This window comes from Streptomyces sp. NPDC037421 (assembly GCF_055602105.1).
Genome location: NZ_JBVJWV010000002.1, coordinates 29,961 through 54,062 on the forward strand (window position 1 = coordinate 29,961; position 24,102 = coordinate 54,062).

Consider the following 24,102-nt stretch of genomic DNA (forward strand, 5'->3'; position numbering starts at 1 on the left):
GCGCCTCAGCGGTTGCCGACGGCCTGCTTCACCAGGGTCCGGCCGAAGTCCCACATCAGCCCGCCCCCGCCGTGCGCCTCGTCCATGACCTCCTGGAAGGCCCCGGTGAACCGCTCCACGTCCGCCTCGTCCACGATGAGCGGCGGGATGAGCTTGATGACCTCCAGGTGGTCCCCGGAGACCTGGGTGAGGATCCGGTGCCTGCGCAGCAGCGGCACCACCACCATCTGGGCGAACAGACCCTTGCGGGCCGCCTGGAGCACCGCCCACCGGCTGCGCAGCCCCAGGGAGGAGGGCTTGCCGAACTCGATGCCGATCATCAGTCCGCGCCCGCGCACCTCGTGCAGCAGCTCGTACCGGTCCACGAGCGCCGCCAGGCGTCCGCGCAGCAGGTCGCCCATGGCCCGGGCGTTGGCCACCACCTGCTCGTCCTCCATGACGGACAGGACCGCCAGCCCGGCCGCCATCGCCTGGGCGTTGGAACCGAAGCTGGCGGAGTGCACCAGCACCCGGTCCATGGACGAGTACACCTTCTGGAAGATCCAGTCCTTGCCCAGGGTGGCGCCGACCGGCACGTACCCGCCGGAGAGGGCCTTGGCCACGCACACCAGGTCCGGTTCCACGCCCGGCTCGTGCTGGTACGCGTAGAAATCTCCGGTCCGTCCGAGGCCGGTCTGCACCTCGTCGGCGATGAGGAGGGCCTTGTGCCGGTGCAGCAGCTCCTGCGCGGCGCGCAGGAATCCGGGCGGGGCGGCGTGCACCCCCTTGCCCTGGACCGGCTCCACCACGAAGGCGGCCACGTCCCCGCGCGCGAGTTCCCGCTCCAGCGCCGCCAGGTCCCCGAGCGCGATCTTCGTGTCGGGGAGCAGCGGGGCGAACCCGTCGCGGAAGCCGCCTTCGCCGTTGACCGACAGCGAGCCGGTGGTCAGCCCGTGGAAGGCGTGGTCGCAGTAGAGGATCCTGGGCCGCCCGGTGGCGTACCGGGCGAACTTCAGGGCGGTCTCCACCGCCTCGGTGCCGCTGTTGCCGAAGAAGACCCGGTCGAGGTGCGGGCTGTAGGACAGCAGCTTCTCGGCCAGCAGCCCGGGCAGCGGCTGGCAGTCGAAGCGGGTCAGGTCGGCGAGCTGGGCGTCCAGGACGTCGTGCAGGGCCTGGCGCACCACCGGGTGGTGCCGGCCCAGGCCCATCACCCCGAACCCGGCCAGCATGTCGAGGTAGTCGTTGCCCTCGGCGTCCCAGAAGTGGGCGCCCTCGGCCCGCTCGTAGACCTTGTCGAAGCCGATGGTGTGCAGCATGCGGGGCAGCTGGTGGTTGAGGTGGCGGGCGTGCAGCTCGTAGCGCTCCCCGCCGCGCTCGGCGAGCAGCGCGGCGAGGTCGAAGCCCCGCCGCGCTCCCTGTCCGCCGGTCACGCCGACGCGTCCCGGTTTCCGGCGATGGTCTCCCGGGCGGCACGCAGGGACTCCTTGAGGGAGCCCATGGTGGCGAGGACGGCGGTGGGCTCGTAGCCGCAGTGCGCCATGCAGTTGGCGCAGCGCGGGTCCTTGCCCCGGCCGTACTTGCTCCAGTCGGTGTCCTCGATGAGCTCCCGGTACGTGGGCACGTAGCCGTCGCTCATCAGGTAGCAGGGGCGCTGCCAGCCGAAGAGCGAGTAATTGGGAATGGCCCAGGCCGTGCAGGGGAAATCGGCCTTGCCTTCGAGGAAGTCGAGGAAGAGCGGGGAGTGGTTGAGCCGCCAGCGGCGCCGGTTGCCGCCGGCGAAGGCCTTCTTGAAGAGTTCGCGGGTCTGTTCGACGCCGAGGAAGTGCTCCTGGTCGGGTGCCTTTTCGTAGGCGTAGGCGGGCGAGATCATCATTTCGTCGACCTGGAGGTCGTCATTGAGGAAGTTCAGCACCTCGATGATCGTCTGCGGGGTGTCGGTGTTGAAGAAGGTGGAGTTGGTGGTCACCCGGAATCCGCGGCGCTTCGCCTCCTTGATGGCGGCGACGGCCTCGTCGAAGACGCCTTCCTTGGCCACGGATTCGTCGTGGCGTTCACGCAGGCCGTCGATGTGGACGGCGAAGGCGAAGTAGGGGGAGGGGGTGAACTTCTCGATCTTCTTCCGGAGCAGCAGTGCGTTGGTGCAGAGGAACACGTATTTCCGCCGGGCCACCAGCTGGCGCACGATCTCGTGGATCTGCGGGTGCATCAGGGGCTCGCCGCCCGCGATGGAGACCATGGGCGCGCCGGATTCCAGGACCGCGCCGACCGCCTGGGCGACGGGCATGCGCTGCTTGAGCACTCCGGCCGGGTGCTGGATCTTCCCGCAGCCTTCGCAGGCGAGGTTGCAGGCGTAGAGCGGCTCCAGCTCGACGATCAGCGGGAACTTCTCGCGCTTGCGGAGCTTCTGTTCGAGAAGATAGGTCCCGACCCTGATGGACTGTCGCAGGGGCATGGCCATCTGGATTCACCTCCTGGGAAGCAGCAACGAACGGTGCCATTCATAAAACGCGGGCAGTACGGCACGTAGTACACGGAAGGCAGATATTCCACCGCGAACCGTGCCGATACGGACGAGCTCGTGCTCCGGAGCGTCCACGATCACCCGGACGGCCGCAACCGGGCGTCCCGGTGCGGCGGCGGTCCACAGGGTGGCCGCGGACTCCATGTCGACCGCGACGGCGCCGGTGGCGCGCAGCTGCGCGCGCTCCTGGCCGCGGACGACGTGGTCGGATCCGGTCAGTGCGCCGGTGTGCACGGTCCGGCCGGGTGCGGCGCGGGCCAGTGCCTCGGCGAGCAGGGCGGTGCCGGTGCAGGTGACCGCCCCGCGGGGGTCCCGGGTCTCCTCGGCGACGACCAGGTCGCCGGGGTGCATGCCGGGCACCAGCCCGGCGCAGAACCCGGTCGCGAGGACGGCCGCCCGGCGCATCCCGGGCCGCCCCAGGGCCCGGGCGACGGACCGGTCGGCGGCGCGCGGTCCCATGCCGGTACGCAGGACCGTGCCGCCGTCTCCGGCCGCGCGGCCCGCGCTGCGCAGGGCCGCCTCCTCGATGCGCAGGGCGCAGGCGACCAGCAGCGGCGGCGGCGGGCCGGCCCCGGCGGGCGCGGCGGGCATCAGGACTCCCCCGCCGGCGGGGCGTTGCGGCGGCCGGGGCCGAACGGTTCTCCGTGGAGGTACCGGCCGAGGGCGGTGAGCGGGAACACCTGCCGGTAGAGGTGGTAGTTGATGGAGAAGTCCCAGGGGAAGCCGGTCCCGGTGAAGTACGGCTCGTCCCAGGTCCCGTCGGGGCACTGGGTCTCCACCAGGTACGCCAGGCCCCGTTCGACGGCCCGTCCGTCCCGCTCCCCCGCCGACAGCAGGGCCATCAGGGCCCACGCGGTCTGCGAGGCGGTCGAGGCGCCCTTCCCGGCCCAGGAGCGGTCCTGGTAGGAGCGCTGGTCCTCGCCCCAGCCGCCGTCCTCGTTCTGTACGGATTCCAGCCAGCGCACGGCCCGCCGGACGGCGGGGTGCGAGGGCGCGATCCCGGCGGCGGTGAGGGCCGGGACCACCGAGCCGGTCCCGTACACGTAGTTGGTGCCCCAGCGGCCGAACCAGGCGCCGTCCGCCTCCTGTTCGGCGAGCAGCCAGGCGATGCCGCGCCGGGTGCGCGGGTCGGCGGCCCTGCCCTCGGCGGCGAGCATCTCCACCACGTGGGCGGTGACGTCCGCCGAGGGCGGGTCGATGACCTCGCCGAAGTCGCAGAAGGGGAGCCGGTTGGGGAAGGGGCTGGTGTTGTCGGCGTCGAAGGCGCCCCAGGCCCCGTTCTTCGACTGCATCCCGAGGTTCCAGGACACCCCGCGGGCGATGGCGGCCTCGACCCTGGCCGGCTCGGGGTGGCGGATCCGGCGCAGCGCCAGGACCACCTCGGCGGTGTCGTCGATGTCGGGGTAGTTGTCGTTGTGGAACTCGAAGGCCCAGCCGCCGGGGGCGAGTCCGGGCCGGCGCACGGCCCAGTCCCCGGGGCGGCGGATCTCTTCGCCCAGCATCCAGTCGGCCGCCTTGACCAGGGCGGGGTGGTCGGGGCGCAGGCCCGCGTCGGCCAGGGCGATGGCGGCGAGGCAGGTGTCCCAGACCGGGGACTGGCAGGCCTCGACCATCCGGGCGCCGTCCTCGCGCCACACGGCGAAGCGGTCGAGGGATTCCAGTCCGGCCCGCATCACCGGGTGCTCCAGGTCGTACCCGAGCAGGTGCAGGGCGATGACGGAGTAGACGGCGGGGGGCTGGATCCCGCCCCAGCAGCCGTCGTTCTCCTGGCGTTCGATGATCCAGCGGCCGGCGGCGGCCATGGCCGCCTTCCGCAGCCGGCGCGGGGCGACGCGCCGGTAGAGGTGCAGGGCCTTGTCCATCCGCTGGAAGGCGCCGTCCCAACTGGCCAGCGGCGCCAGGGGCTTGGCGGGGCTGGGGTCGCGCGCGTCGGTGTGCAGCTCGTCGAGGGCGAAGGGGGCGGGGCGGACGGGCCGCAGCGCGGAGACCACCGTGAGCGGGACGATGGTCTGGCGGGCCCAGCAGCCGAAGTCGTAGATGTTCAGCGGTACCCACGGCGGCAGGAACACCAGCTCGGGCGGAAGCTCCGGCAGGTCGTCCCAGCTCCACCAGCCGAACAGGGCCAGCCAGATCCGGGTGAACACCCGGGCGGCGGCGATCCCCCCGTGGGCCCTGATCCAGGCCGAGGCGCGGACCATGTGCGGGGCGTCGGGCGGGTCCCCGGCCAGGCGCAGGGCGACGTACGCCTCGATGGTGGCGGAGAGTTCGGGCGGTCCGCCGTGGAAGGTGGACCAGGTTCCGTCGTCCCGCTGCTCGCCCCGGACGAAGAGGGCGGCGGCGCGGGTGACGGCCTCGTCCCGGATGCCGAGGAACTGCCGCAGCAGCAGGTCCTCGGCGTCCATGGTGACGTTGGTCTCCAGGTCGCCCTTCCACCAGCCCGCCGGGTCCTGGCGGGCCAGCAGCTCGCCGATCGCCCGGTCGGCGGCGTCCCGTACGCCTTTCAGCAGGCCGGTGCCGCCGCCGGACGGGCCGGCGGCGACGGCGGCCGGGGCCGCCGTGCTGTCGTGTCGCGGATCCGCGCCGCCGGTGATCGCACCGCCGCCGTCGGTCGTCGCTGTCATGGCTTCCCCTTCGAACAGAGCTTCGGCTGTGCCCGGGTCTGCCGTCGGCCGGGGGCGCCTGAGAAAGGTCCCCGGCCGGCGACTCGCGATTCATATCCACTTTCCGGCGGAGATCACCTCTTGCGCACGACGACGAAGTCGGCGAGGGCGACGAGCTGCTCCCGCACCCGCTGCGGCATGTCCACGTCGTCGAGCGCTCGAATGGCGATCGCGTGCTGGCGGCGCGCCTCGTCGGCGGTCCACTGGCGGCCGCCGGCGGCCTCGATGAGGGCGGCGCGGTGGGCGAACTCCTCCTCGGAGAAGTTCTCGAAGTCGTTGCTCTTGGCGTCGGCCGCGAGCAGCCGCGCGAGCTCCTCACATGCGGGTCCGCCCGCGGCGAGGGCCGCGACGACGGGCAGGGACTTCTTGCGCTGGCGCAGGTCGCTCCAGGTCTGCTTGCCCGTGGACTCGGGGTCGCCCCAGATGCCGAGGAGGTCGTCGACGGCCTGGAAGGCGAGGCCGAGGTGGTAGCCGTACTCCTCCAGCTTGTCGGCCGTGCGGTCGTCGGCACCGCCGAGCACGGCGCCGATCGACACCGAGCACGCGAGCAGGGCTCCGGTCTTGTTCCCCTCCATCTCCAGGCACTCCTGAACGCTGACGCGCTCGCGGTGCTCGTACGAGATGTCCTGGGCCTGGCCGTCGATGAGCTTGCGGCTGGCGGTCGTCAGGCGGCGGGTCGCCCGCCCGGCCTCGACGGTGCCCAGCTCCAGCAGCACCTCGTTGGCGAGGGCGAACAGGGCGTCGCCGACCAGGATCGCGAGGGCGGGGCCGTGCACCTTCCACACCGTGTCGCGGTGGCGGCGCTGCTCGTCGCCGTCCATCAGGTCGTCGTGCAGCAGTGAGAAGTTGTGGACGAGCTCGACGGCGACGGCGCCGGGGATGCCGACCTCGGCGGCGGCGCCCGCCGCCTCGGCGGAGAGCAGGGCGAGGGCGGGGCGCACGGCCTTGCCGCCGTCGCCGTCCGCCGGGTTGCCCTGGGCGTCGATCCAGCCGAAGTGGTAGGCGGCGACGGTGTCCATGGGTGCCGCGAGCCGGCTCACCGCCGCGCGGAGCACGGGGGTCGACAGGTCGCGGCCGCGTTCGAGGAGGGCGAGGGTGCCGGACTTCTCCGCTCCCCCTCCGGCCGCGCCCGTGCCGGCATCCGTGTTCTCGACAGCCGGGTTCCCCGGGTTCACTGGCTCTCCTCTGGTTCCTGTACGTGCTGTGCTGGTGGTAGTGGTGCTCATACCGCCTCCTGCAGGGGGTGTTCGCGGGGGCGGCCGAGAGCGGCCAGCGCGGCGTGCGCCGCGCCGAGGCCGCTGCGGACGGCGCTCTCCATGGTCGCGGGCCAGCCGGTGGCGGTCCACGCACCGGCGAGGTAGAGCCCCGGCGTGTCAGTGCGGGGGCCCGGGCGCAGCCGGCCGACGCCGGGGCTGGGGGCGAAGGTGGCGGTCCGCTCGCGGGTGACGAAGAAGTCCCGTACCTTCGCGCCGCGCGCGGCCGGCAGCAGCCGCTCCAGCTCGGGCAGGTACTTGGCGCGCAGGACGGAGACGGGCTCGTCGATGTCGTCCTGGGCGACCGACTGGGACAGTGCCAGGTACTGGCCGCCGTCGGTGAGTCCGGAGGCGTCGGTGCGGTCGAACACCCACTGGACGGGGGTGCCCAGCGCGGCGAAGAAGGGCTGCTTGAGCACCTTGCGGTCGTAGACGACGTGGACGTTGAGGATGGGGGCGGTGCCGATGTCGAGGAGCTTGTCGGGGTCGGCCAGTGCTCCGGCGGGCAGCAGGGCGTGCGCCTCGCGCTGGGGGACGGCCAGTACGACGGTGCCCGCGTCGAGGGACTCGCCCTCGGTGTCGACCCGCCAGCCGCCCTCCTCGGTACGGGTGACCGCGGTGACCCGGGTGCGCAGCTCGGTGCGTACGCCGGCGGCGTCGAGGGCCTTGCGGGCGAGGGTGTCGTGGAGGTCGCCGAGCGGGACCCGGGCCCAGCCGATGTCGGCGGCGCCGTTCTCGGAGAGCAGGCCGGTCTTGAAGACCATGGCGGCCAGGCCCAGCGAGGACTGGCCGGCGGTGGCGTTGAGGGTGGCGATGCCGACGAGGTCCCACAGGGCGTCGACGGTGCGTGGGGACTGGCCGTAGCGGGCGAGCCAGGTGCCGAAGTCGAGGCCGTCGAGGGCCGGGTCGGCGGGGTCGAGGCGGCGCAGCGCGAGGGCGGCGCGGCCGACGCTCGCGCGCTCGGCGAGGGAGAGGTGCGGGTACGTGGCCAGGGAGGCGGCCAGGTGCAGGGGTACGGGCAGCGCGCTGCGGCGCAGCCGCCCGAGGCGGGGGCCGCGGGGGTGGGCCACGTCGAGGACGGGTACGTCGAGCCGGTCCTGGAGCGGGGCGAGGGCCGCGCCGTCGACGCGGTCCAGGAACCACCGGTAGGCGGTGCAGCAGCGCAGGTAGACGTGCTGGCCGTTGTCGACGGTCAGGTCGCCGCGCTTGAAGGAGAAGGCGAGGCCGCCGAGGCGGGGGCGCCCTTCGAGGAGGGTGACCCGCAGTCCGGCGTCGGCCAGTTCGAGCGCGGCCGTGACCCCGGCGAGGCCGCCGCCGATGACGACGGCGCGGTTGTCGCCGCCGCCGGTTCCGCTGCCGCTCATGAGGCCTCCCAGGTGGTACGCCGGCCCGCCCGGCCGGGGGGTGCTGCGAAGCCCGCAGGGACAGACGCGGCCCCGCCCCGCACGGTTGCCCGCGCGGCGGCGGGCCGGCCGCGGCCTGCGGACCGGCCGGGCATCAGGGCCGCCGCCGGGTGCTCTGGCGGGAGACGGTGCGGGCGTCGAGGCCGGAGAGGCCGCGTACGGCCACGTACGCCTTCTCGTGGGTCGGCAGCGAGACGCGGCCGCGCAGCACCGCCTCGGGTTCGCGCTCGATGCGGTCCAGGAGGCGCCGGTAGATGCCCGCCATGGCGGCCACGCAGGCGCCGCTGCGCCGGTCGAGCATCGGCAGCAGCCGGTAGCCCTCGGTGAACAGGGCCCGGGCGCGCCGGACCTCGTGGTGCACGAGCCCGGCGAAGTCGGCGCCGGCGGGGGCCCTGTCGCCCTGGAAGCCCTCGGAGCAGCCGAACTTGGCGAGGTCCTCGGCCGGCAGGTAGGTGCGTCCGTTGCCGGCGTCCTCGCGGACGTCGCGCAGGATGTTGGTGAGCTGGAGGGCCAGGCCCAGGGTGTCGGCGTACTCGTCGGCGCGGTCGGCCGGGCCGACCGTGCCGAACACGCCGAGCGAGAGCCGTCCGATGGCCCCGGCCACGCAGCGGCAGTAGGCCTTGAGGTCGTCCCAGGTCTCGTACTCCTCGCCGCGGACGTCCATCAGGACGCCGTCGATGAGCTCGTCGAGGCCGCCGAGGGGGATCGGGAAGCGGCGCGCGGCGTGCGCGAGGGCGACGGCGACCGGGTCGGTGTCGTCCTCGTCGATCTCCTCGGCGCGGATCCGGCCGAGCAGGGCGCGGGTGTCCTCCAGCCGGGTCAGCTTGGCGTCGGGCGCGAGGGTGCCGTCGCCGATGTCGTCGACGCGCCGGGAGAAGGCGTACAGCGCGGACATCGCCTGCCGCTTGTCGGTGGGCAGCAGCCGGATGCCGTACGCGAAGTTGCGCGCCTGCGTGCCGGTGACGGCCTCGCAGTAGCTGTAGGCCGCGAGGACCTGGGCGGACGGTGCTGACGCGTGTGTGGGGCCCTCCACGTTCGGGCTCACCCCTTTCTCGGCGCTGTACGCAGGACGGCGGCCACCTCGCGGAGCAGGAGGCTCCGGGTGGGCTTGGGCGGGCCGGGCAGCACGTCGAAGCCGGCGGCGGAGATCGCTCGCAGGGCGGCTCGCCCCCCTCCCACGAATCCCGCGAGCAACAGCCGCAGCCTGCCGTGGACGCTACCCACGAGCGGGGTGCCTTCATTCAGGAGGTCGCGCGTGCGTTCGGCCTCGAAGGCGATCAGGGACCGTACGGAGGCTCCGGCGGACGGGGCCCCGAGGTCGGCCTCGGCGACATGGAAGCGGCGCATGTCCTCGGCCGGGAGGTAGATCCGGTCGCGGCCGAGGTCCTCGGCGACGTCCTGGAGGTGCTCGGCGAGCTGAAGGGCGGTGCAGACGGCGTCGGAGCGGCGGACCCGCTCGGGGGTGCTGGTGCCGGTGAGCTCCAGCACGAGGCGGCCGACCGTGTTGGCGGAGAGCTCGCAGTATCCGAGGAGCTCCCCGTACGTCTCGTAGCGGGCCACCCGCTGGTCCTGGCGGTTGGCCTCGATGAGCCCGAGGAAGTGCTCGGCGCCGAGGCCGTGGTCGCGTACGACGGGCTGGAGGGCCAGCAGCAGGGGGTGGCGCGGCGGGCCGTCGGTGCCGCCGAAGACGCGCAGCAGGTCGGTCTCGAAGGCGTCGAGCATCGCGAGCCGGTCGTCGGCCGCGGCCGGGTCGAGGCCGAGGAGGACGGCGTCGCGCCCGCCGGGGGCGAGGTCGCCGTCGCCGATGTCGTCGACCAGGCGGGCGTACCCGTAGACCGCCATGAGGCCCTCGCGCCAGGCGCGCGGGAGGAAGGCGGGGGCGACGGGGAAGTTCTCCGCCGCGGCCTTGCCGAGGGTGGCCCGTGTGTGGAGCAGGTCGGGGGTGCCTTCGCCGGCCGGCGGCGCGGGACGGATGCCGTGCCCGGGGGTCACCGCCCGCCGCCCGGGACGGCCTCTGTGCCTGGGGGCCGGAGAATTCCCGTAGCCATTGCCGTCACGTCTCCCGTTCTACACTGCCGACCCAAGTCATCCTATTTCGGACACGCCGCCGGACCTTACCCGGGGGTATCCCCACGGAGCCGGCTGCGGGGAATCGTCCACTCTTGGCGCGATTGAGAACTGGTCCAGCTTACGCTGTACAACGCCGCGGGGGCCTATCGGGTGCCCCCGCGCCCCGGAATGTCGGCCGCGGTCCCGGATCTCCCGCTCCGCCCGCCGGTCCGCCGGCGCCGCCCCCATGGCGAGGCCCCCACCGCGGCGAGCGGTGGGGGCCTGCGGGCCGGGAGCGGCGGCGGACCCTCGGGTCAGTGGCCGCTGGCCTTCTCGTACGCCGAGACCACTTCCTCGGTGGGCCCGTCCATCAGGAGCTCGCCCTTCTCCAGCCACAGCACCCGGTCGCAGGTGTCGCGGATGGACTTGTTGTTGTGGCTCACGAGGAAGACCGTGCCGGCCTTCTCCCGCAGCTCGCGGATGCGGTTCTCGGAACGCACCTGGAAGCTGCGGTCACCGGTGGCGAGCGCCTCGTCGATCATCAGGACGTCGTGGTCCTTGGCGGCGGCGATCGAGAAGCGCAGGCGCGCGGCCATGCCGGAGGAATAGGTGCGCATCGGCAGGGAGATGAAGTCGCCCTTCTCGTTGATCCCCGAGAAGTCGACGATGTCCTGGTAGCGCTCCTTGATCTGCTCGCGGCTCATGCCCATCGCGAGACCGCCGAGGACGACGTTGCGCTCACCGGTGAGGTCGTTCATCAGGGCGGCGTTCACGCCGAGCAGCGAGGGCTGGCCGTCGGTGTAGACCTTGCCGGACTCGCAGGGCAGCAGGCCCGCGATGGCGCGCAGCAGGGTCGACTTGCCGGAGCCGTTGGAGCCGATGAGGCCGATGGCCTCGCCGCGGTACGCCGTGAAGGAGACGCCCCGTACGGCGTGGACCCGGCGGACGCCCGGGGCGTCGCCCTTGCCCCGGCGGAGGATCTTGCTCAGCGCGGCGGTGGCGCTGCCCTTGCCGGAGCTGCCCGTGTTGACGCGGTACACGATGTGCACCTCGTCCGCGATGACGGTGGGGACGCGCCCCTGGGTGTTGTCAGCCACGGCCGTAACGCTCCTCAGCCTTCCAGAAGTACACGAAGCCGCCGATGCCGATCACGACGGCCCAGCCGACCGCGAAGGCCCAGACGTGCGGCGGGAGGTTCTCCCGGCCGTAGCCGTCGATCATCGCGAAGCGGACCAGGTCCATGTAGATCGCGGCGGGGTTCCACTGGAGCACGTCCGAGATCCACGCCGGCTTGTCCTTCAGCATCTCGCTGATGGAGAACATGACGCCCGAGGCGTACATCCAGGTACGGGTGAGGAAGGGCATCAGCTGCGCGAGGTCGGGGGTCTTGGACCCCATGCGCGCGAAGACCAGCGCGAGCCCGGTGTTGAAGACGAACTGCAGCACCAGCGTCGGGATCACCAGCAGCCACGACAGCCGCGGGTAGTTCCCGAAGGCCACGGCGACGACGACCACGACGATCATCGAGTACAGGAGCTGCTGGAGCTGCTGCATCGAGAAGGAGATCGGCAGGGAGGCGCGCGGGAAGTGCAGCGCGCGCACCAGGCCGAGGTTGCCCGGGATCGCCCGGACGCCCGCCATCAGCGAGCTCTGGGTGAAGGTGAAGACGAAGATGCCCATCACCAGGAAGGGGATGTAGACCCCCTTCTCCATGCCGCGGCCCGCGTTCAGGATGAGGCCGAAGATCAGGTAGTAGACCAGCGCGTTGAGCAGGGGGGTCGCCACCTGCCAGACCTGGCCGAGCTTGGCCTGGCTGTACTGCGCCACCAGCTTGGCCCGCGAGAACGCCATGATGAAGTGGCGCCGACCCCAGAGCTGCCGCACGTATCCGCCCAGGCTGGGCCGCGCGCCACTGACGGACAGGCCGTACTTCCTGGCGAGCTCCGCGGGTCCGAGCCCCGCGTCGTCGGACGGCGGCTTGCTCGTGGCGAGGGCGCCGTCGTGGGTTGTGTCACTCACAAGTTGGAACTTTCCGTCTTCAAGATGCGGCAGGAGGGGCATCGGGGGCTGGAACGCCGGACCCGTGATGGGCCCATGGTCCCAGACCCGAGCTTGTCAGATGACGGGCGGTCGGCCCAGCCGCGTCAGCCGCCAGACCGTGCGCCACCTCATGGGACGCCGGGGACCACAGGGGGTGGTCCAGCCCTCCTTGAACCCGCCGAACCAGGCCTTGAGCGCGGGCGCCGAGGGCCTGCGGACGAGCGTCAGCGCGAGCCAGACGCCCAGGTAGACCGGGACCAGCGGGGCGGGCAGGTTGCGGCGGGCGAGCCACACCCGGTTACGGGCCACCATACGGTGGTACACCGCGTGCCGGGAGGGAGCGGTCGCCGGGTGCAGCAGCACCATGTCCGCCCGGTAGTCGATCAGCCACCCGGCGTCGAGCGCCCGCCAGGCCAGGTCGGTCTCCTCGTGGGCGTAGAAGAACTCCCCGGGCAGCGTGCCGACCTGCTCGAACACCTTCGTGCGGACGGCGTTGGCGCCGCCCAGGAAGGTGGTCACGCGGGAGGAGCGCATCGGGTCCGAGGCGCGCAGCCGGGGCACGTGCCGGCGCTGGGTGGCGCCGGTCTCCGGGTCGGCGATCCGGAAGCTGACGATCCCGAGCTCCGGGTCCTCGGCGAAGGCCTGCCGGCACAGCTCGGCGGTGTCGGTGCGCTCCAGCAGCCCGTCGTCGTCGAGGAAGAGCAGGGCGTCGACGTCGGCGCCGCCGGGCCCGAAGGCCTCGATGCCGACGTTGCGTCCACCGGGGATGCCCAGGTTCTCCGGGAGGTCGACGGTGCGCACGCCCTCGGGGAGCCCGGTGACCTCGACGCCCTGGCCGACGACGACCACCTCGACGGGGTCGCCCTCCTGCCGGGCGACCGAGTCGAGGAGCGCCTTCAGCTCGTCGGGGCGGTTGCCCATGGTGATGATCACGGCGCCCAGCCGCATCGGGGCCGTCACTTGAGCCTGCTGGAGGCCAGGACCGAGACCAGGTGCAGCAGGGTCTGGAGCAGCGCGATGCCGGCGAGTACGGCGACGCCGAGGCGGGAGAAGAACAGGTCTCCCCGGACCTGGTCGGCGATGGCCAGGACCAGGATCAGCAGGGAGGCCTCGATGCCGAGGATCAGCCGGTGGAACTTGAGCGCGGCGGCGGCCCGGCGGGCGAACGCCATGCCGGAGGAGCGGGGCTCGGCGGCGGACTCCTGGACCACGGGCTTGCCGGCCTGGTGGCGGGCGACGCCGACCAGGTCGGTCTCGGCCTTGATCAGGATGGCGCCGAGGGCGGCGAGGGTGCCCAGGAAGGCCCACAGCCAGTCGATCCGCCCGCTGCCCCACAGGTCGGCGGCGCGCAGTCCGAAGCCGACGAGGACGGCCGCGTCGCACAGGTACGCGCCGACCCGGTCCAGGTAGACCCCGGAGAGCGAGTACTGCTTCTTCCAGCGGGCGACCTCGCCGTCGACGCAGTCGAGCAGCAGGTACAGCTGGACCGCGACCACGCCGAGGGCGGCGCCGAGCACGCCCGGCACCAGCAGGGCCGGGGCGGCGAGGACGCCGGCGAGGGTCATCACGTAGGTCAGCTGGTTCGGCGTGACCTTGGTGGTGACCAGCAGCCGGGTGATGCGCAGGGAGACCTCGCGCATGTACAGGCGACCGCCCCAGTGCTCGCCACTGCGCCGGTCCTTGACGCCCGGCGGGTGAACGACGGGCCGGAGTTCAGCTACGGATGGTCTGGGCATAGTCGGCGTAAGCGTCCCTGATCTCGGCTGCGGACAGGTTGAGGTGCTCCAGGACCGTGAAGCGTCCCGGGCGGGTCTGGGGGGCGTACTCGACCGCCGCGACGAACTCGTCCACGCTGAACCCGATCTCCTCGGGCAGCACGGGCAGGCCGTGGCGGCGCAGCACCTCCGTGAACAGGCCGGCCTGGTCGGCGGCCCCGCGCAGGTGCATGGCGAAGGCGGCGCCGATGCCGACCTGCTCGCCGTGGAGCGCGGAGCGCCCGGGGTAGAGCAGGTCGAAGGCGTGGCTGATCTCGTGGCAGGCCCCGGAGGAGGGGCGGCTGTCCCCGCTGATCGACATGGCGATGCCGGAGAGCACGAGGGCCTCGGAGAGGACGGTGAGGAACTCGTCGTCGCCGCATCCGCCCGGGTGGCGCAGCACCGACTCACCGGCGGTACGGGCCATGGCGGCGGCCAGGCCGTCCACGGACTCGCCGGTGATCCTGTGCGAGAGCTCCCAGTCTGCGATGGCCGAGATGTTGGAGATCGCGTCGCCGACTCCGGCACGGATGAAGCGGGTGGGGGCCTCGCGGATCACGTCGAGGTCGATCACCATGGCGATCGGCGTGGGGACGCCGTAGGAGCCCCGGCCGTTGTCGTTGTCCAGGATGGACACCGGGGAGCAGATGCCGTCGTGGGAGAGGTTGGTGGCGATGGCCACCATGGGCAGGCCGACCCGCGCCGCGGCGTACTTCGCCACGTCGATGATCTTCCCGCCGCCCAGCCCCACGACGGCGTCGTAGCGGCGGCCCTTTATGTCGTCGGCGAGCTTGACCGCCGAGTCGATGGTGCCGTCGACGACCGGGTACCAGTCGGCGAGCGGCAGGGCCGGCTCCAGACGGGCGCGCAGCGCCTGTCCGGAGCCCCCGCTGATCGCGATCGCGAGCCGGCCGGACGCGGAGATCCGCTGGTCGGCGAGGATGCCGTCCAGCTTGTCCATCGCCCCGCGGCTGATGTCGACGACGACCGGCGAGGGGATCAGCCGCGTCAGTACTGGCATGCGATCGTCCGGCCCTTGGCGAGGTCGTCGTGGTTGTCGATCTCGACCCACTCGACGTCACCGATGGGGGCGACGTCGATGGTGAAGCCGTCGTTGACGAGCTGCTGGTAGCCGTCCTCGTAGTAGAGGTCGGGGTCGCGCTCGAAGGTGGTCTTCAGGGCCTCGGCGAGCTGCTCGGCGGCCTCGGGCTCGATGAGGGTGACGCCGATGTACTCGCCGGTCGCGTCGGCGGGGTCCATCAGCTTGGTGATCTTCCGCACGCCCTGTCCGTCGGCGGTGACCACCTTCATCTCCTCGTCGGCCAGGTTCTTGACCGTGTCGAGGGCGAGGATGATCTTCTGGCCGTCGCCGCGGGCGGCGAGCAGGGTCTTCTCGACGGAGACGGGGTGGACGGTGTCGCCGTTGGCGAGGATCACGCCCTGCTTGAGGACGTCACGCGCGCACCACAGGGAGTAGGCGTTGTTCCACTCCTCGGCCTTGTCGTTGTCGATCAGCGTGATCTTGACGCCGTACTTGGCCTCCAGGGCCTCCCGGCGCTCGTAGACGGCTTCCTTGCGGTAGCCGACGACGATCGCGACCTCGGTCAGGCCGACCTCGGCGAAGTTGCCGAGGGTCAGGTCGAGGACGGTGAGGCTGTCCTCGTTCCCCTCGGGGCCGACGGGCACGAGGGCCTTGGGCAGGGTGTCGGTGTAGGGACGCAGGCGGCGTCCGGCACCGGCAGCGAGGACAAGGCCGATCATGCTGGTTCTCCTTCGTCATGTACGGCGGGTGCCCCGGAGGAGACCCAGAAGCGGATGCTCTCCACGAGCACCACGAGTGCCACGAACACGGCCATGGCCGCGAGCGCGACGGGGAACGCGTCACGGGCGAGGACGGCGGCGAGGACCACGGTCAGCAGGACCCTGCCCTCGTGACCGCCGGTCGTCCGCACCAGCCAGTGCGGGGGAGCGCCCGAGCCACCGCGGATGCGGTAGACGGTGTCGTAGTGATGGTAGGCGACCGCCGCGACCAGTCCGAATGCGGCCGGAAGGGCCCCGGGGACGTCCGCCTTGGCGGCGAGCGCTAGGACCGTCACGTATTCGCCGAACCGGAAGAGGGGCGGGATCAGCCAGTCGAGGGGGCCCTTGAGGGGGGCGGACACCGCCGCGCCGGCGAAGAACACGTACGCCACGGCGGTCCCGATCAGCCAGGGGGACCCGAAGTCCCGGGTGACCGCCGCGCCGGCCATCAGCACCGAGCCGCCGAGGGCCAGCCAGGGCGCGGCGCGGTCCGGCCGCTTCGTGGGCCGGGGGGAGCCGGTCCAGGCGAGGACGCCCGAGTCGGCGAGGTCCGCGAGGGCCTGGGCGGCCCGGTCGGTCCGCTTCGCCTTGCGGGTCACCGAGCGCAGGACGCGTCCGGCGGTGGTGTAGAGCGCGCCGAAGGCGCAGCCGACGAGCAGGGCGTAGAAGACGGTCCGGGGGCTGGTGGCCGCGGTCAGCACCGCGATCATGGCCCAGCGCTCGCCGATCGGCAGGATGATCATCCGCCGGACCCAGACCGTCCAGCCGACGCTGTCGAGCCGGCCGGACAGTGCGGCGGTGGGGCTGGTGTTGGCGGTGGCGTCGTGGTTGGCCTCGTTGAACGAGAAGTCCACCACGTGCCGGCAGGTCATGAGGATCATCGAGCCGAGGGCGAGGCCCCAGACGTCGTCGCCGTTCCTGGCCGCGCCGAGCGCGAGGCCCGCGTAGAAGGAGTACTCCTTCGCGCGGTCGAAGGTCGCGTCGAGCCAGGCGCCCATCGTCGAGTACTGGAGCGAGTAGCGGGCGAGCTGCCCGTCGGTGCAGTCCAGGACGAAGGAGACGAGCAGCAGCACGCCGGCGGTGACGTAGCCCCAGCGCTCCCCCGTGGCGGCGCAGCCCGCCGCGACCAGCGCGGTGATCAGCGAGGCGGTGGTGACCTGGTTCGGGGTCAGGCCGCGGCGCGCGCACCAGCGGGCGATGTAGCGCGAGTACGGGCTGATGAAGAAGGTGGTGAAGAAGCCGTCGCGGGACTTCACCGCGGTGCGCAGGCGCACGGCCTCGTCGTCCACGGCGGCCACGGCCGCGAGGACCTCGGAACGCTCGGCCTCCCCGGACGGCACGGCCGCGACCAGGCTGCCCAGCTCCGGCCGCTGGACGGTGGTCCCGCCGGCCTCCACGGCGGCGGCGAGCCGGTCCGCGTACGGTCCGGTGCCGGCCGGGGCCAGCGCGGCGGCCTTGTCGAGGGCCTCGCGGGCCCCCGCCTGGACGGCGAAGGCGCCGGTCACGGCGCAGGCGTCGAAGCGCGGGTCGGTCAGCGCGAGGCGCAGTGCGTGCGGGTGCCCGACGAAGGCGCTGTCGACGACGGCCACCCGCTCCTGGGCCGGGACCCCGGCGAGGGCGGTGGCGGTGTCTTCGGGACCGGCGGCCGGGCGGACGTCGAACCCGAGCGACCGGAGCTCGTCCTGGAGCGGTGATCCGGGTACCGGCGGGCCGGTGAGGATGACGGTCGGCAGACGAACTCACTCCTTGCGACGGACATTCCCGACGGCCGGGCGCCCGGGTGGGGGCGGCGGCAGCACGTCGGCAGGGCTGTCGGCAGAGGCTATCGGATGAATGGAAGGCCTCATTCATCAGCTGTTCAGGACGAATCAGGCCCGTTCGGACCCGGATGTTAGGGTGGACGGCGGCGCACCCGGGTCACGTGGGGGCGCGAAGGTGGGCCGAAGCGGCCCGGAACGGGAAACGAGGTGGGTTGATGACCGTCGCAGTGGTCGCGGCCGTGCGCAGCGAACTCCGGTACATCCCCGTTTCCTTCCGGGCGTCCGGCCGGGTCTGATCCCACACCGGTAAGACCTCGTCGGCCGGAGCCCCCGTTCAAGGGTTCACGTTGACCGACAACACCACCTCTTCCGCCTCCGGCTCTGATGACGGCGTCTTCGCCGCCTTCATGGAGCTGCACCGCGGGCTGCCCCGGCAGTCCCCCGGTTCCGACGACTCCACCCGGCACCTGCTCTCCCTGTGCGGACCGCTGCCTGAGCGGCCGCGCGTCCTCGACCTGGGCTGCGGCCCGGGCCGCAGCGCCCTGCTGCTCGCCGCCGAGGCGGGCGGGGCGGGCCTCGCCGAGGTGACCGCCGTCGACCTCCACGAGCCCTTCCTCGACGAACTGCGCGCGGCCGCCGGGGCCCGCGGCCTCGCGGGACGGGTCCGCACGGTGCGGGCCGACATGGGCGCGCTGCCCGCCGAGGGGTTCGAGGACGGCTCCTTCGACCTCGTGTGGGCGGAGGGTTCCGCCTACATCCTCGGCTTCGACCGGGCGCTCGCCGAGTGGAAGCGCCTGCTGGCACCCGGCGGGCGGCTCGTGCTGAGCGAGTGCGAGTGGACCGCCGAGGAGCCCTCGGCCGGGGCCCGGGCCTTCTGGGATCCCCAGTACCCGCTGCGCTCCACCGCCCGCAACACCGCGGCCGCCCAGTCCGCCGGGTACCGGGTGCTCGGCACCCGGCTCCAGCCCGACTCCGACTGGGCCGAGTACTACGGCCCGCTCGGCGAGCGGGTCCGGGCGGCCGTGCCCGCCTCCCCCGCGGAGGAGGCCGCGCTGGAATACGTACGCGAGGAGCTCGCCGTACGGGAACGGCACGGGCACGAGTACGGGTACACGGGCTTCGTGCTGGCCCCGGTCACCGCCGGGGACGGGGACCGCTGGCGGGCCCGCCCGGAGGCGCCCGCCGACGCGGAGGCCGTGCGGGCCGTCAACCTGGCGGCCTTCGGCACCCCGCTGGAGGCCGATCTCGTGGACGCGCTGCGCGCCGACGCCGGGGCCTGGCTGCCGGGGCTCTCGTACGTGGCCGAGGGCCCGGACGGGAAGGTGGCGGCGCACGCCCTGCTGACCCGGTGCCGGGTGGACGGGGTGCCCGCGCTGGCCCTCGCGCCGGTGGCCGCCGATCCCGCCCTCCAGCGCTCGGGGGCGGGGAGCGCCGTCGTACGGGCGCTGCTCGCGGCCGCGCGGGAGAGCGGGGAGGCGCTGGTGCTGGTCCTCGGGCATCCCTCGTACTATCCGCGGTTCGGTTTCGTGCCCGCTTCGCGGTTCGGGATCAGGGCGCCCTTCGAGGTGCCCGACGAGGCGATGATGGCCCTGGTGCTGGACGATTCCGTTCCGGTGCCGGCGGGCACGATCTCCTATCCGGCCCCCTTCGGGATCTGATCCCCGGCTGGACGTCCGCCCCCCGCCGCCTACCACGCGGCGGGGGGCGGACATGCGCGGATCGCCGAAGTGGGGACAAGCCTCTTTTGTACGGCAGACTGAAGGCCGAAGTCCGAAGCGAAGGATGGGTATGCCGACCACACCAGCCACCGACGCCACCAGCAGCGCGTCCGCCGGCACCGGAGCTCAAGAACCGATCATGCTCGAACTGGTCGACGAGTCCGGCAACACCATCGGCACGGCGGAGAAGCTCTCCGCGCACCAGGCACCGGGCCTGCTGCACCGGGCGTTCTCCGTGTTCCTCTTCGACCAGCAGGGCCGGCTGCTGCTCCAGCAGCGCGCCCTCGGGAAGTACCACTCCCCCGGCGTCTGGTCGAACACCTGCTGTGGCCACCCCTACCCCGGGGAGTCGCCGTTCGCGGCCGCGGCCCGGCGCACCCATGAGGAGCTCGGGCTCTCGCCCTCGCTGCTCGCGGAGGCGGGTACGGTCCGCTACAACCACCCGGACCCGGATTCCGGGCTGGTGGAGCAGGAGTACAACCACCTGTTCGTGGGACTGGCCCGGCCCGTGCTGGACCCGGATCCGGAGGAGGTCGGCGACACCGCCTTCGTCACGGCCGAGGAGCTGGCGAAGCGGCACGCGGAGCAGCCCTTCTCCGCCTGGTTCATGACCGTGCTGGACGCGGCGCGCCCGGCGATCCGCGAGCTGACCGGCGACGCGGCCGGCTGGTAGCCGCTACGCCGTTCAGGTGCGGACGCCCGGGATGCCGCCCCTGGGATCAGATCCCGGGGGCCGGGGCGACGAGCGGCAGGGCCGCCCAGATCACCTTGCCGCCCGTCGCGGTGTGCTCGACGTCGCACACCCCGCCGGCCTCCAGGGTGATCTCCCGGACCAGCAGCAGGCCCCGGCCGCCGGTCTGGCCGAAGTCGGCCTCCAGCGCCTTGGGCCGGTACGGGTGGTTGTCCTCGACGGCCACCCGTACCCACTCCCGGCCCACCGCCACCTCGACGGCGACCTCCGGGGAGAGCAGGGCCGCGTGCCGGACCGAGTTCGTCACCAGTTCGGAGACGATCAGCAGCAGGGAGTACACCAGGTCCTGCTGGGCCGGCACCCCCTGGCGGCCGAGCAGGTCGCGGACCGCGCGGCGGGCCTGCGGAACGGATTCTTCGACCGCGGGCGCGGTGAAGCGCCACACTCCCTCATAAGCGAGGGGGTCGGCCGGAGCCGACACCTCACCTCCCCTGGCCGGCGGGATGCTCCCGCTGTCGTCCATCTTCCGGCCCCCGTCTTCGCGCTCGATCGTCTCCACGCGTCAAGAGTGGGGAACAGCCTGGTCCGGACCGCGCCGCTGACCAGAAGTCAGCGTCAATCGGACGCTTTCTGACCACTGGTTTATGACAGAGTCAGTTGTTGGTCTGTTCCTGATCCGGCGGCGGCCGCTTCCCGGCCTCCTCCCGCGTCCCGCCCGCCGCGCCCGGGGCGGCCGTCTCGTCATCCTCCCTGACCAGGCCGAGGATCCGGCGGGCTCCCATGCCCAGCCCCACCAGGCTGAGTCCGTCGAACAGCAGGGCGAGCGAGAAGAAGGTTCCGATCACGTACAGGCTGCTGCCGGGCCAGTTGGAGAGGATCAGGATGCCCAGCAGGAGCCCGAAGGCACCCTGGACCAGCGAGATCCCGAAGTTCGCCCCGCGCACCACCAGGGCGCCGACGAGGCGGAACACCCCGCCGGTGAGGAAGAGCAGGGCCGCGAACATCGTCAGGGCCTCGGCACTCGCCTCCGGACGGCGCAGGATCACGAAGCCCGCGGCCAGGTTGATCGCCGCGACGATGACGGCGAGCCAGAAGTAGTTGCTCCCCCGCGACTGCACGGCCTGCGCGAGACCGACGACGCCGCCGATGAGCAGCAGCCAGCCGAAGAGGAACATCGAGGTCAGGGTGGCCACGCCCGTGTAGACCAGGCCCACCAGCCCGGCCAGTACGAGGACCACCCCGAGCAGGGCCAGCAGCCCGAAGCCGCGCTTCAGCTGCTCCTGCTCCCGCTGCCGCGGGCCCGGGTCACTGCGGTCGGCGCCCATGGACGTGCCACCTCCTCGGCACCCCCCGGGGGTCGGACTCCCCTTGATCATAGGATCGGCTGCCCGGGATAGCATCCGGCGCATGGACGCAGCCCTCCACCACACGCTTGCCGACGGGGTCGCCACCGTCGTCATCTCGCACCCGGCCAAGCGGAACGCCATGACCGCCTCGATGTGGCGGGCGCTGCCGGAGCTGCTGGAACTGCTCGCCGAGGACGAGGCCGTACGGGTGCTGGTGCTGACCGGGGCCGGTCCGACCTTCTGCGCGGGGGCCGACATCTCCTCGCTCACCGGCAAGGAGGACCCGCAGGCCCTGTCCGTGGCGGCGGAGGAGGCCCTCGCCGCCTTCCCGAAGCCGACGCTGGCGGCGATCCGCGGGTTCTGCGTGGGGGGCGGCAGCCAGCTGGCTGCCGCGTGCGACCTGCGCTTCGCGGAGGAGGGCGCGCGGTTCGGGGTGACCCCGGCGAGGCTGGGCATCGTCTACCCGGCGTCCTCCACCCGGCGGCTGGCCTCGGTGGTCGGCCCCGCGTGGGCCAAGTACCTGCTGTTCTCGGCGGAGTTGATCGGTGCGGAGACGGCCCTGCGGGCCGGGTTCCTGAACGAGCTGCTGCCGGCGGGCCGGCTGGAGGAGCGGGTGGCCGCCTTCGCCCGGATCCTGACCACCCGCTCGCGGCTGACGCAGGCCGCCGCCAAGGAGTTCGCGGACGGCCGCACCGGCCGGGACGCGTACTGGGCGGCCCAGGCCGCCGCGAGCGGCGACACCGCGGAGGGTGTCGCCGCGTTCCTGGAGCGGCGTGCTCCGGACTTCGGCTGGCGTCCGCCGGTGGACCGTACCGGTACTAGCTGAGCGGATTGGCGGCGCGCATCCGGGCGACGAGCTCGGCCGGGGCCTTCTCCGGGGAGCCGGCGTCGTAGGGCGGCTGGGGGTCGTACTCGCACAGCAGCTGCACGGCCTGGGCGTACTCGTCCCCCGAGATCCGGCCGAGCAGGCCGAGCCCCATGTCGATGCCGGAGGACACGCCGGCGGCGGTGACGTACTTGCCGTCGAAGACCACCCGCTCGCCGGTGGGCTCGGCGCCGAAGGGGACCAGCCTGTCGAGGTAGAGCCAGTGGCTGGTGGCCCGCCGGCCGTCGAGCAGGCCGGCGGCGGCGAGGAGGAGCGAGCCGGTGCAGACGGAGGTGGTCCAGGTGCTGGTGGCGTCCACGGCCCGGAGCCAGTCGAGCACGGCGGGGTTCTCCATCTCCGCCTCGGGGTGCGGCCCGCCGGGCACGATGACGATGTCCGGACGGGTCACCTCCCCGAGCGCCTTGTCGGCGACGAGCCCGAGCGCGCCGTTGTCGGTGCGGACGGGGCCGGGGCGCTCCGCGACGAACACGGTCTCGGCGTCGGGGATGCGGCTGAGGGTCTCGTAGGGTCCGACGGCGTCGAGCGCGGTGAAACGGTCGTAGAGCAGTACGGCGATCTGCATGGCTCCTCCGGAGCGGTTGGCCGCCCCTGCGTGCGGGGGCGGAAGCCTGTGTTTGCCGGGCGCCGGTACAACGCCCGTACCGTGCCCGGCGGCACGTTCCTTTCTGACGCGCCGCACCCCTTCTTGACGCGCGGCCGCGCCGGACTCCGTCCGTCGGGCCGCCGGGCGGGACCACGGGCATGGGCTGGGGCGGATGGCTCGTCTGCGGGTGGCCGGCGCTGCGCGGTGCGGGGCCCGCGTCACGGAGGAGGCTGGCGGCGGCCGAAGCGGCGGCGGTATTCGGCCGGGGGCTGGCCCAGGGTTTTGACGAACGCCCGCCGGAGGGCCTCCGGCGTTCCGTAGCCGCACGAGCGGGCGATCTGCGCGACCCCCTCCCCGCCCTCCTCCAGCAGCCGCCGCGCGTGTTCCACCCGCACCCGCTCCACGTACCGCCCCGGCGTCACCCCCGTCTCCGCCTGGAAGGCCCGCGCGAAGTGTCTCGGCGACAGCGCCGCCCGGGCCGCCAGGGCCTCCACGCTCAGGTCCCCGTCCGGGTGCTCGGTGATCCACTGCTGGACGTCCCGCAGCGGCTCCCGCCTGGCCGTCTGCGCCGCCAGCTGCGCGCTGAACTGCGCCTGGTTCCCGGGGCGGCGCAGGAACACCACCAGGTGCCGGGCGATCACCAGCGCCGCGTCCCGCCCGAGGTCCTCCTCCACCAGCGCCAGCGCGAGATCGATCCCGGCGGTGACCCCGGCCGAGGTGGCGACGGGGCCGTCGCGGACGTAGATGGGGTCCGGTTCCACCGACACCCGGGGGTAGTCCCGGGCCATCCGCTCGCACACCGACCAGTGCGACGTGGCCCGCCGCCCGTCCAGCAGCCCGGCCTCGGCCAGCAGCAGTCCCCCGGTGCAGACCGACACCAGTCGCTCCGCGCGACCCCCGTACGCGCGCAGCCAGTCGGTGAGCCTCGGTTCGAAGTCGGCCGTGTAGCGGCCGCCGGGCACCAGGAGGGTGGTCCCCGGGCCGGGGCGGGCACCCTCCAGGCCGCCGTCCGGGAGCAGGGTCAGCCCGCTGCTGGTGCGTACCGGCGCGCCTCCGAGGGAGGCGGTGCGGATCGCGTAGCCCTCCTCCCTCCGGAGGCGGCCGGCTCCGTCGAAGACCTCGACGGGGCCGGTGACGTCCAGGCTCTGCACCCCGTCGTAGAGGACGACGAGCACGTTTCGCGGTGACATGCCTCCATCCTGTGACGGGGCAGCGATGGCCGCAATGACGGGTGTCCCACCTATACGGACACGCGGCGGAGGTGCTGCATCCTTGGGCGGTCCCCCGCCACGCCGTCCGGAGTGCCGTCCTGCCCGGCGCGCGGCCGGGCGGGGGGCGGCGGGGCTGCTGGGCGGGGTGTTCCTGGTGCCAACCTGATCAACAACCTGCCCGCGGTGCTCGCGCTGCTGCCCCCGGCCGCGCCCGGCGGGCCGGGGGTGGTGCTGGCCGTGCCGATCGGCGTGGACATCGGCCCGGACCTCACGTACGCCGGCTCCCTGGCCACCTGCCGTGGCGGCGGCTCCTGCACGCGCACGGCGAGGACGTCCGGCTGGGCGAGTTCACCCGGCTCGGGCTCTCACCACGCCGGTGTCCCTCGCGGCGGCGGTGACGGCCCTGTGGGCGGGCCTGCGGCTGATCGGCGGGTAGGACGGCGGCGCG

22 protein-coding genes and 1 pseudogene are annotated in these 24,102 nt (G+C 73.0%); 4 read left to right on the forward strand and 19 right to left on the reverse strand.

All coding sequences use genetic code 11. From position 1 onward, the window contains the following. Window positions 1-5: 5 nt before the first annotated feature. The 15 genes from ACZ7IF_RS03615 to ACZ7IF_RS03685 all read right to left on the reverse strand — a co-directional run bounded on the left by ACZ7IF_RS03615 (window position 6) and on the right by ACZ7IF_RS03685 (window position 17,192). Window positions 6-1,409 carry an aspartate aminotransferase family protein gene (locus ACZ7IF_RS03615; RefSeq protein WP_470962414.1) on the reverse strand — a complete coding sequence of 468 codons (1,404 nt, stop codon included), beginning with the start codon at window positions 1,407-1,409 and terminating at the stop codon, window positions 6-8. Further along, window positions 1,406-2,437, reverse strand: a complete 1,032-nt coding sequence (gene hpnH / locus ACZ7IF_RS03620) for an adenosyl-hopene transferase HpnH (RefSeq protein ID WP_470962417.1) — start codon at window positions 2,435-2,437, stop codon at window positions 1,406-1,408. The genes ACZ7IF_RS03615 and hpnH overlap by 4 nt, the downstream gene beginning before the upstream one ends. 6 nt (window positions 2,438-2,443) lie before the next feature. Next, on the reverse strand, window positions 2,444-3,091 hold the full coding sequence (locus tag ACZ7IF_RS03625; RefSeq protein WP_470962420.1) for a phosphorylase family protein: 648 nt from the start codon (window positions 3,089-3,091) through the stop codon (window positions 2,444-2,446). Further along, window positions 3,091-5,121, reverse strand: coding sequence for a squalene--hopene cyclase (shc, locus tag ACZ7IF_RS03630; RefSeq protein WP_470962423.1), 2,031 nt, complete (start codon window positions 5,119-5,121; stop codon window positions 3,091-3,093). The genes ACZ7IF_RS03625 and shc overlap by 1 nt, the downstream gene beginning before the upstream one ends. Window positions 5,122-5,234: 113 nt before the next feature. After that, window positions 5,235-6,335, reverse strand: coding sequence for a polyprenyl synthetase family protein (locus ACZ7IF_RS03635; protein WP_470962426.1), 1,101 nt, complete (start codon window positions 6,333-6,335; stop codon window positions 5,235-5,237). A gap of 47 nt (window positions 6,336-6,382) precedes the next feature. Beyond that, window positions 6,383-7,777, reverse strand: a complete 1,395-nt coding sequence (gene hpnE / locus ACZ7IF_RS03640; protein WP_470962429.1) for a hydroxysqualene dehydroxylase HpnE — start codon at window positions 7,775-7,777, stop codon at window positions 6,383-6,385. Window positions 7,778-7,910: 133 nt separating this feature from the next. After that, the gene (gene hpnD, locus ACZ7IF_RS03645; RefSeq protein WP_470962432.1) at window positions 7,911-8,861 is read right to left on the reverse strand and encodes a presqualene diphosphate synthase HpnD; all 951 of its coding nucleotides are present in this window, start codon (window positions 8,859-8,861) and stop codon (window positions 7,911-7,913) included. Next, entirely contained in the window at window positions 8,858-9,751 is an 894-nt protein-coding gene (hpnC, locus tag ACZ7IF_RS03650) for a squalene synthase HpnC (RefSeq protein ID WP_470963456.1), read from the reverse strand. The genes hpnD and hpnC overlap by 4 nt, the downstream gene beginning before the upstream one ends. Window positions 9,752-10,179: 428 nt before the next feature. Beyond that, window positions 10,180-10,962: an ABC transporter ATP-binding protein gene (locus tag ACZ7IF_RS03655; protein ID WP_007267598.1), complete on the reverse strand. Its 783-nt coding sequence runs from the start codon at window positions 10,960-10,962 to the stop codon at window positions 10,180-10,182. Then, a complete protein-coding gene (locus tag ACZ7IF_RS03660; protein ID WP_470962436.1) occupies window positions 10,955-11,884 on the reverse strand; it encodes an ABC transporter permease in 930 nt (309 codons plus the stop codon). The genes ACZ7IF_RS03655 and ACZ7IF_RS03660 overlap by 8 nt, the downstream gene beginning before the upstream one ends. A gap of 96 nt (window positions 11,885-11,980) precedes the next feature. Beyond that, window positions 11,981-12,853, reverse strand: coding sequence for a glycosyltransferase family 2 protein (locus tag ACZ7IF_RS03665; protein WP_470963459.1), 873 nt, complete (start codon window positions 12,851-12,853; stop codon window positions 11,981-11,983). Between the two features lie 8 nt (window positions 12,854-12,861). Next, the gene (locus tag ACZ7IF_RS03670; RefSeq protein ID WP_470962440.1) at window positions 12,862-13,641 is read right to left on the reverse strand and encodes a CDP-alcohol phosphatidyltransferase family protein; all 780 of its coding nucleotides are present in this window, start codon (window positions 13,639-13,641) and stop codon (window positions 12,862-12,864) included. Further along, window positions 13,619-14,680: an iron-containing alcohol dehydrogenase family protein gene (locus ACZ7IF_RS03675; protein ID WP_470962443.1), complete on the reverse strand. Its 1,062-nt coding sequence runs from the start codon at window positions 14,678-14,680 to the stop codon at window positions 13,619-13,621. Before ACZ7IF_RS03675 ends, ACZ7IF_RS03670 begins: the two co-directional genes overlap by 23 nt. Beyond that, the gene (locus ACZ7IF_RS03680; RefSeq protein WP_470962446.1) at window positions 14,668-15,420 is read right to left on the reverse strand and encodes a phosphocholine cytidylyltransferase family protein; all 753 of its coding nucleotides are present in this window, start codon (window positions 15,418-15,420) and stop codon (window positions 14,668-14,670) included. The genes ACZ7IF_RS03675 and ACZ7IF_RS03680 overlap by 13 nt, the downstream gene beginning before the upstream one ends. After that, window positions 15,417-17,192 (reverse strand): DUF5941 domain-containing protein, encoded by a 1,776-nt coding sequence (locus ACZ7IF_RS03685; protein WP_470963462.1) that lies wholly within the window; start codon window positions 17,190-17,192, stop codon window positions 15,417-15,419. Before ACZ7IF_RS03685 ends, ACZ7IF_RS03680 begins: the two co-directional genes overlap by 4 nt. A 434-nt stretch (window positions 17,193-17,626) precedes the next feature. On the opposite strand from ACZ7IF_RS03685, the gene ACZ7IF_RS03690 reads away from it, so the two are divergent. Next, a complete protein-coding gene (locus ACZ7IF_RS03690; RefSeq protein WP_470963465.1) occupies window positions 17,627-18,877 on the forward strand; it encodes a GNAT family N-acetyltransferase in 1,251 nt (416 codons plus the stop codon). A gap of 130 nt (window positions 18,878-19,007) precedes the next feature. Then, complete coding sequence (gene idi, locus ACZ7IF_RS03695) at window positions 19,008-19,610, forward strand: isopentenyl-diphosphate Delta-isomerase (RefSeq protein ID WP_470962449.1); 603 nt, start codon at window positions 19,008-19,010, stop codon at window positions 19,608-19,610. Window positions 19,611-19,656: 46 nt separating this feature from the next. Here the strand turns inward: idi and ACZ7IF_RS03700 are convergent, their stop codons facing one another. Beyond that, on the reverse strand, window positions 19,657-20,151 hold the full coding sequence (locus ACZ7IF_RS03700; RefSeq protein ID WP_470963468.1) for an ATP-binding protein: 495 nt from the start codon (window positions 20,149-20,151) through the stop codon (window positions 19,657-19,659). A 130-nt stretch (window positions 20,152-20,281) separates the two neighbouring features. Then, window positions 20,282-20,953, reverse strand: coding sequence for an HdeD family acid-resistance protein (locus ACZ7IF_RS03705; protein ID WP_470962452.1), 672 nt, complete (start codon window positions 20,951-20,953; stop codon window positions 20,282-20,284). Between the two features lie 82 nt (window positions 20,954-21,035). On the opposite strand from ACZ7IF_RS03705, the gene ACZ7IF_RS03710 reads away from it, so the two are divergent. Continuing rightward, a complete protein-coding gene (locus ACZ7IF_RS03710; RefSeq protein WP_470962455.1) occupies window positions 21,036-21,800 on the forward strand; it encodes an enoyl-CoA hydratase/isomerase family protein in 765 nt (254 codons plus the stop codon). On the opposite strand, the gene ACZ7IF_RS03715 is transcribed toward ACZ7IF_RS03710, so the two are convergent. Both ACZ7IF_RS03715 and ACZ7IF_RS03720 read right to left on the reverse strand, forming a co-directional pair. After that, the gene (locus ACZ7IF_RS03715) at window positions 21,793-22,422 is read right to left on the reverse strand and encodes a DJ-1/PfpI family protein (RefSeq protein ID WP_470962458.1); all 630 of its coding nucleotides are present in this window, start codon (window positions 22,420-22,422) and stop codon (window positions 21,793-21,795) included. The genes ACZ7IF_RS03710 and ACZ7IF_RS03715 overlap by 8 nt on opposite strands. A 239-nt stretch (window positions 22,423-22,661) precedes the next feature. Beyond that, window positions 22,662-23,633, reverse strand: a complete 972-nt coding sequence (locus ACZ7IF_RS03720; protein WP_470962461.1) for a GlxA family transcriptional regulator — start codon at window positions 23,631-23,633, stop codon at window positions 22,662-22,664. Window positions 23,634-23,810: 177 nt separating this feature from the next. On the opposite strand from ACZ7IF_RS03720, the pseudogene ACZ7IF_RS03725 reads away from it, so the two are divergent. Continuing rightward, window positions 23,811-24,090 (forward strand): annotated as a pseudogene (locus tag ACZ7IF_RS03725) (ArsB/NhaD family transporter); the annotation flags it as partial. Between the last annotated feature and the right edge of the window lie 12 nt (window positions 24,091-24,102).

Coding starts and splice junctions, on each gene's coding strand:
- hpnH (WP_470962417.1), bottom strand. CDS start 2,437: ATGGCCATGCCCCTGCGACAGTCCATCAGGGTCGGGACCTATCTTCTC.
- ACZ7IF_RS03625 (WP_470962420.1), bottom strand. CDS start 3,091: ATGCCCGCCGCGCCCGCCGGGGCCGGCCCGCCGCCGCCGCTGCTGGTC.
- shc (WP_470962423.1), bottom strand. CDS start 5,121: ATGACAGCGACGACCGACGGCGGCGGTGCGATCACCGGCGGCGCGGAT.
- hpnE (WP_470962429.1), bottom strand. CDS start 7,777: ATGAGCGGCAGCGGAACCGGCGGCGGCGACAACCGCGCCGTCGTCATC.
- ACZ7IF_RS03665 (WP_470963459.1), bottom strand. CDS start 12,853: ATGCGGCTGGGCGCCGTGATCATCACCATGGGCAACCGCCCCGACGAG.
- ACZ7IF_RS03670 (WP_470962440.1), bottom strand. CDS start 13,641: ATGCCCAGACCATCCGTAGCTGAACTCCGGCCCGTCGTTCACCCGCCG.
- ACZ7IF_RS03675 (WP_470962443.1), bottom strand. CDS start 14,680: ATGCCAGTACTGACGCGGCTGATCCCCTCGCCGGTCGTCGTCGACATC.
- ACZ7IF_RS03680 (WP_470962446.1), bottom strand. CDS start 15,420: ATGATCGGCCTTGTCCTCGCTGCCGGTGCCGGACGCCGCCTGCGTCCC.
- ACZ7IF_RS03690 (WP_470963465.1), top strand. CDS start 17,627: ATGGAGCTGCACCGCGGGCTGCCCCGGCAGTCCCCCGGTTCCGACGAC.
- idi (WP_470962449.1), top strand. CDS start 19,008: ATGCCGACCACACCAGCCACCGACGCCACCAGCAGCGCGTCCGCCGGC.
- ACZ7IF_RS03700 (WP_470963468.1), bottom strand. CDS start 20,151: ATGGACGACAGCGGGAGCATCCCGCCGGCCAGGGGAGGTGAGGTGTCG.
- ACZ7IF_RS03705 (WP_470962452.1), bottom strand. CDS start 20,953: ATGGGCGCCGACCGCAGTGACCCGGGCCCGCGGCAGCGGGAGCAGGAG.
- ACZ7IF_RS03710 (WP_470962455.1), top strand. CDS start 21,036: ATGGACGCAGCCCTCCACCACACGCTTGCCGACGGGGTCGCCACCGTC.
- ACZ7IF_RS03715 (WP_470962458.1), bottom strand. CDS start 22,422: ATGCAGATCGCCGTACTGCTCTACGACCGTTTCACCGCGCTCGACGCC.
- ACZ7IF_RS03720 (WP_470962461.1), bottom strand. CDS start 23,633: ATGTCACCGCGAAACGTGCTCGTCGTCCTCTACGACGGGGTGCAGAGC.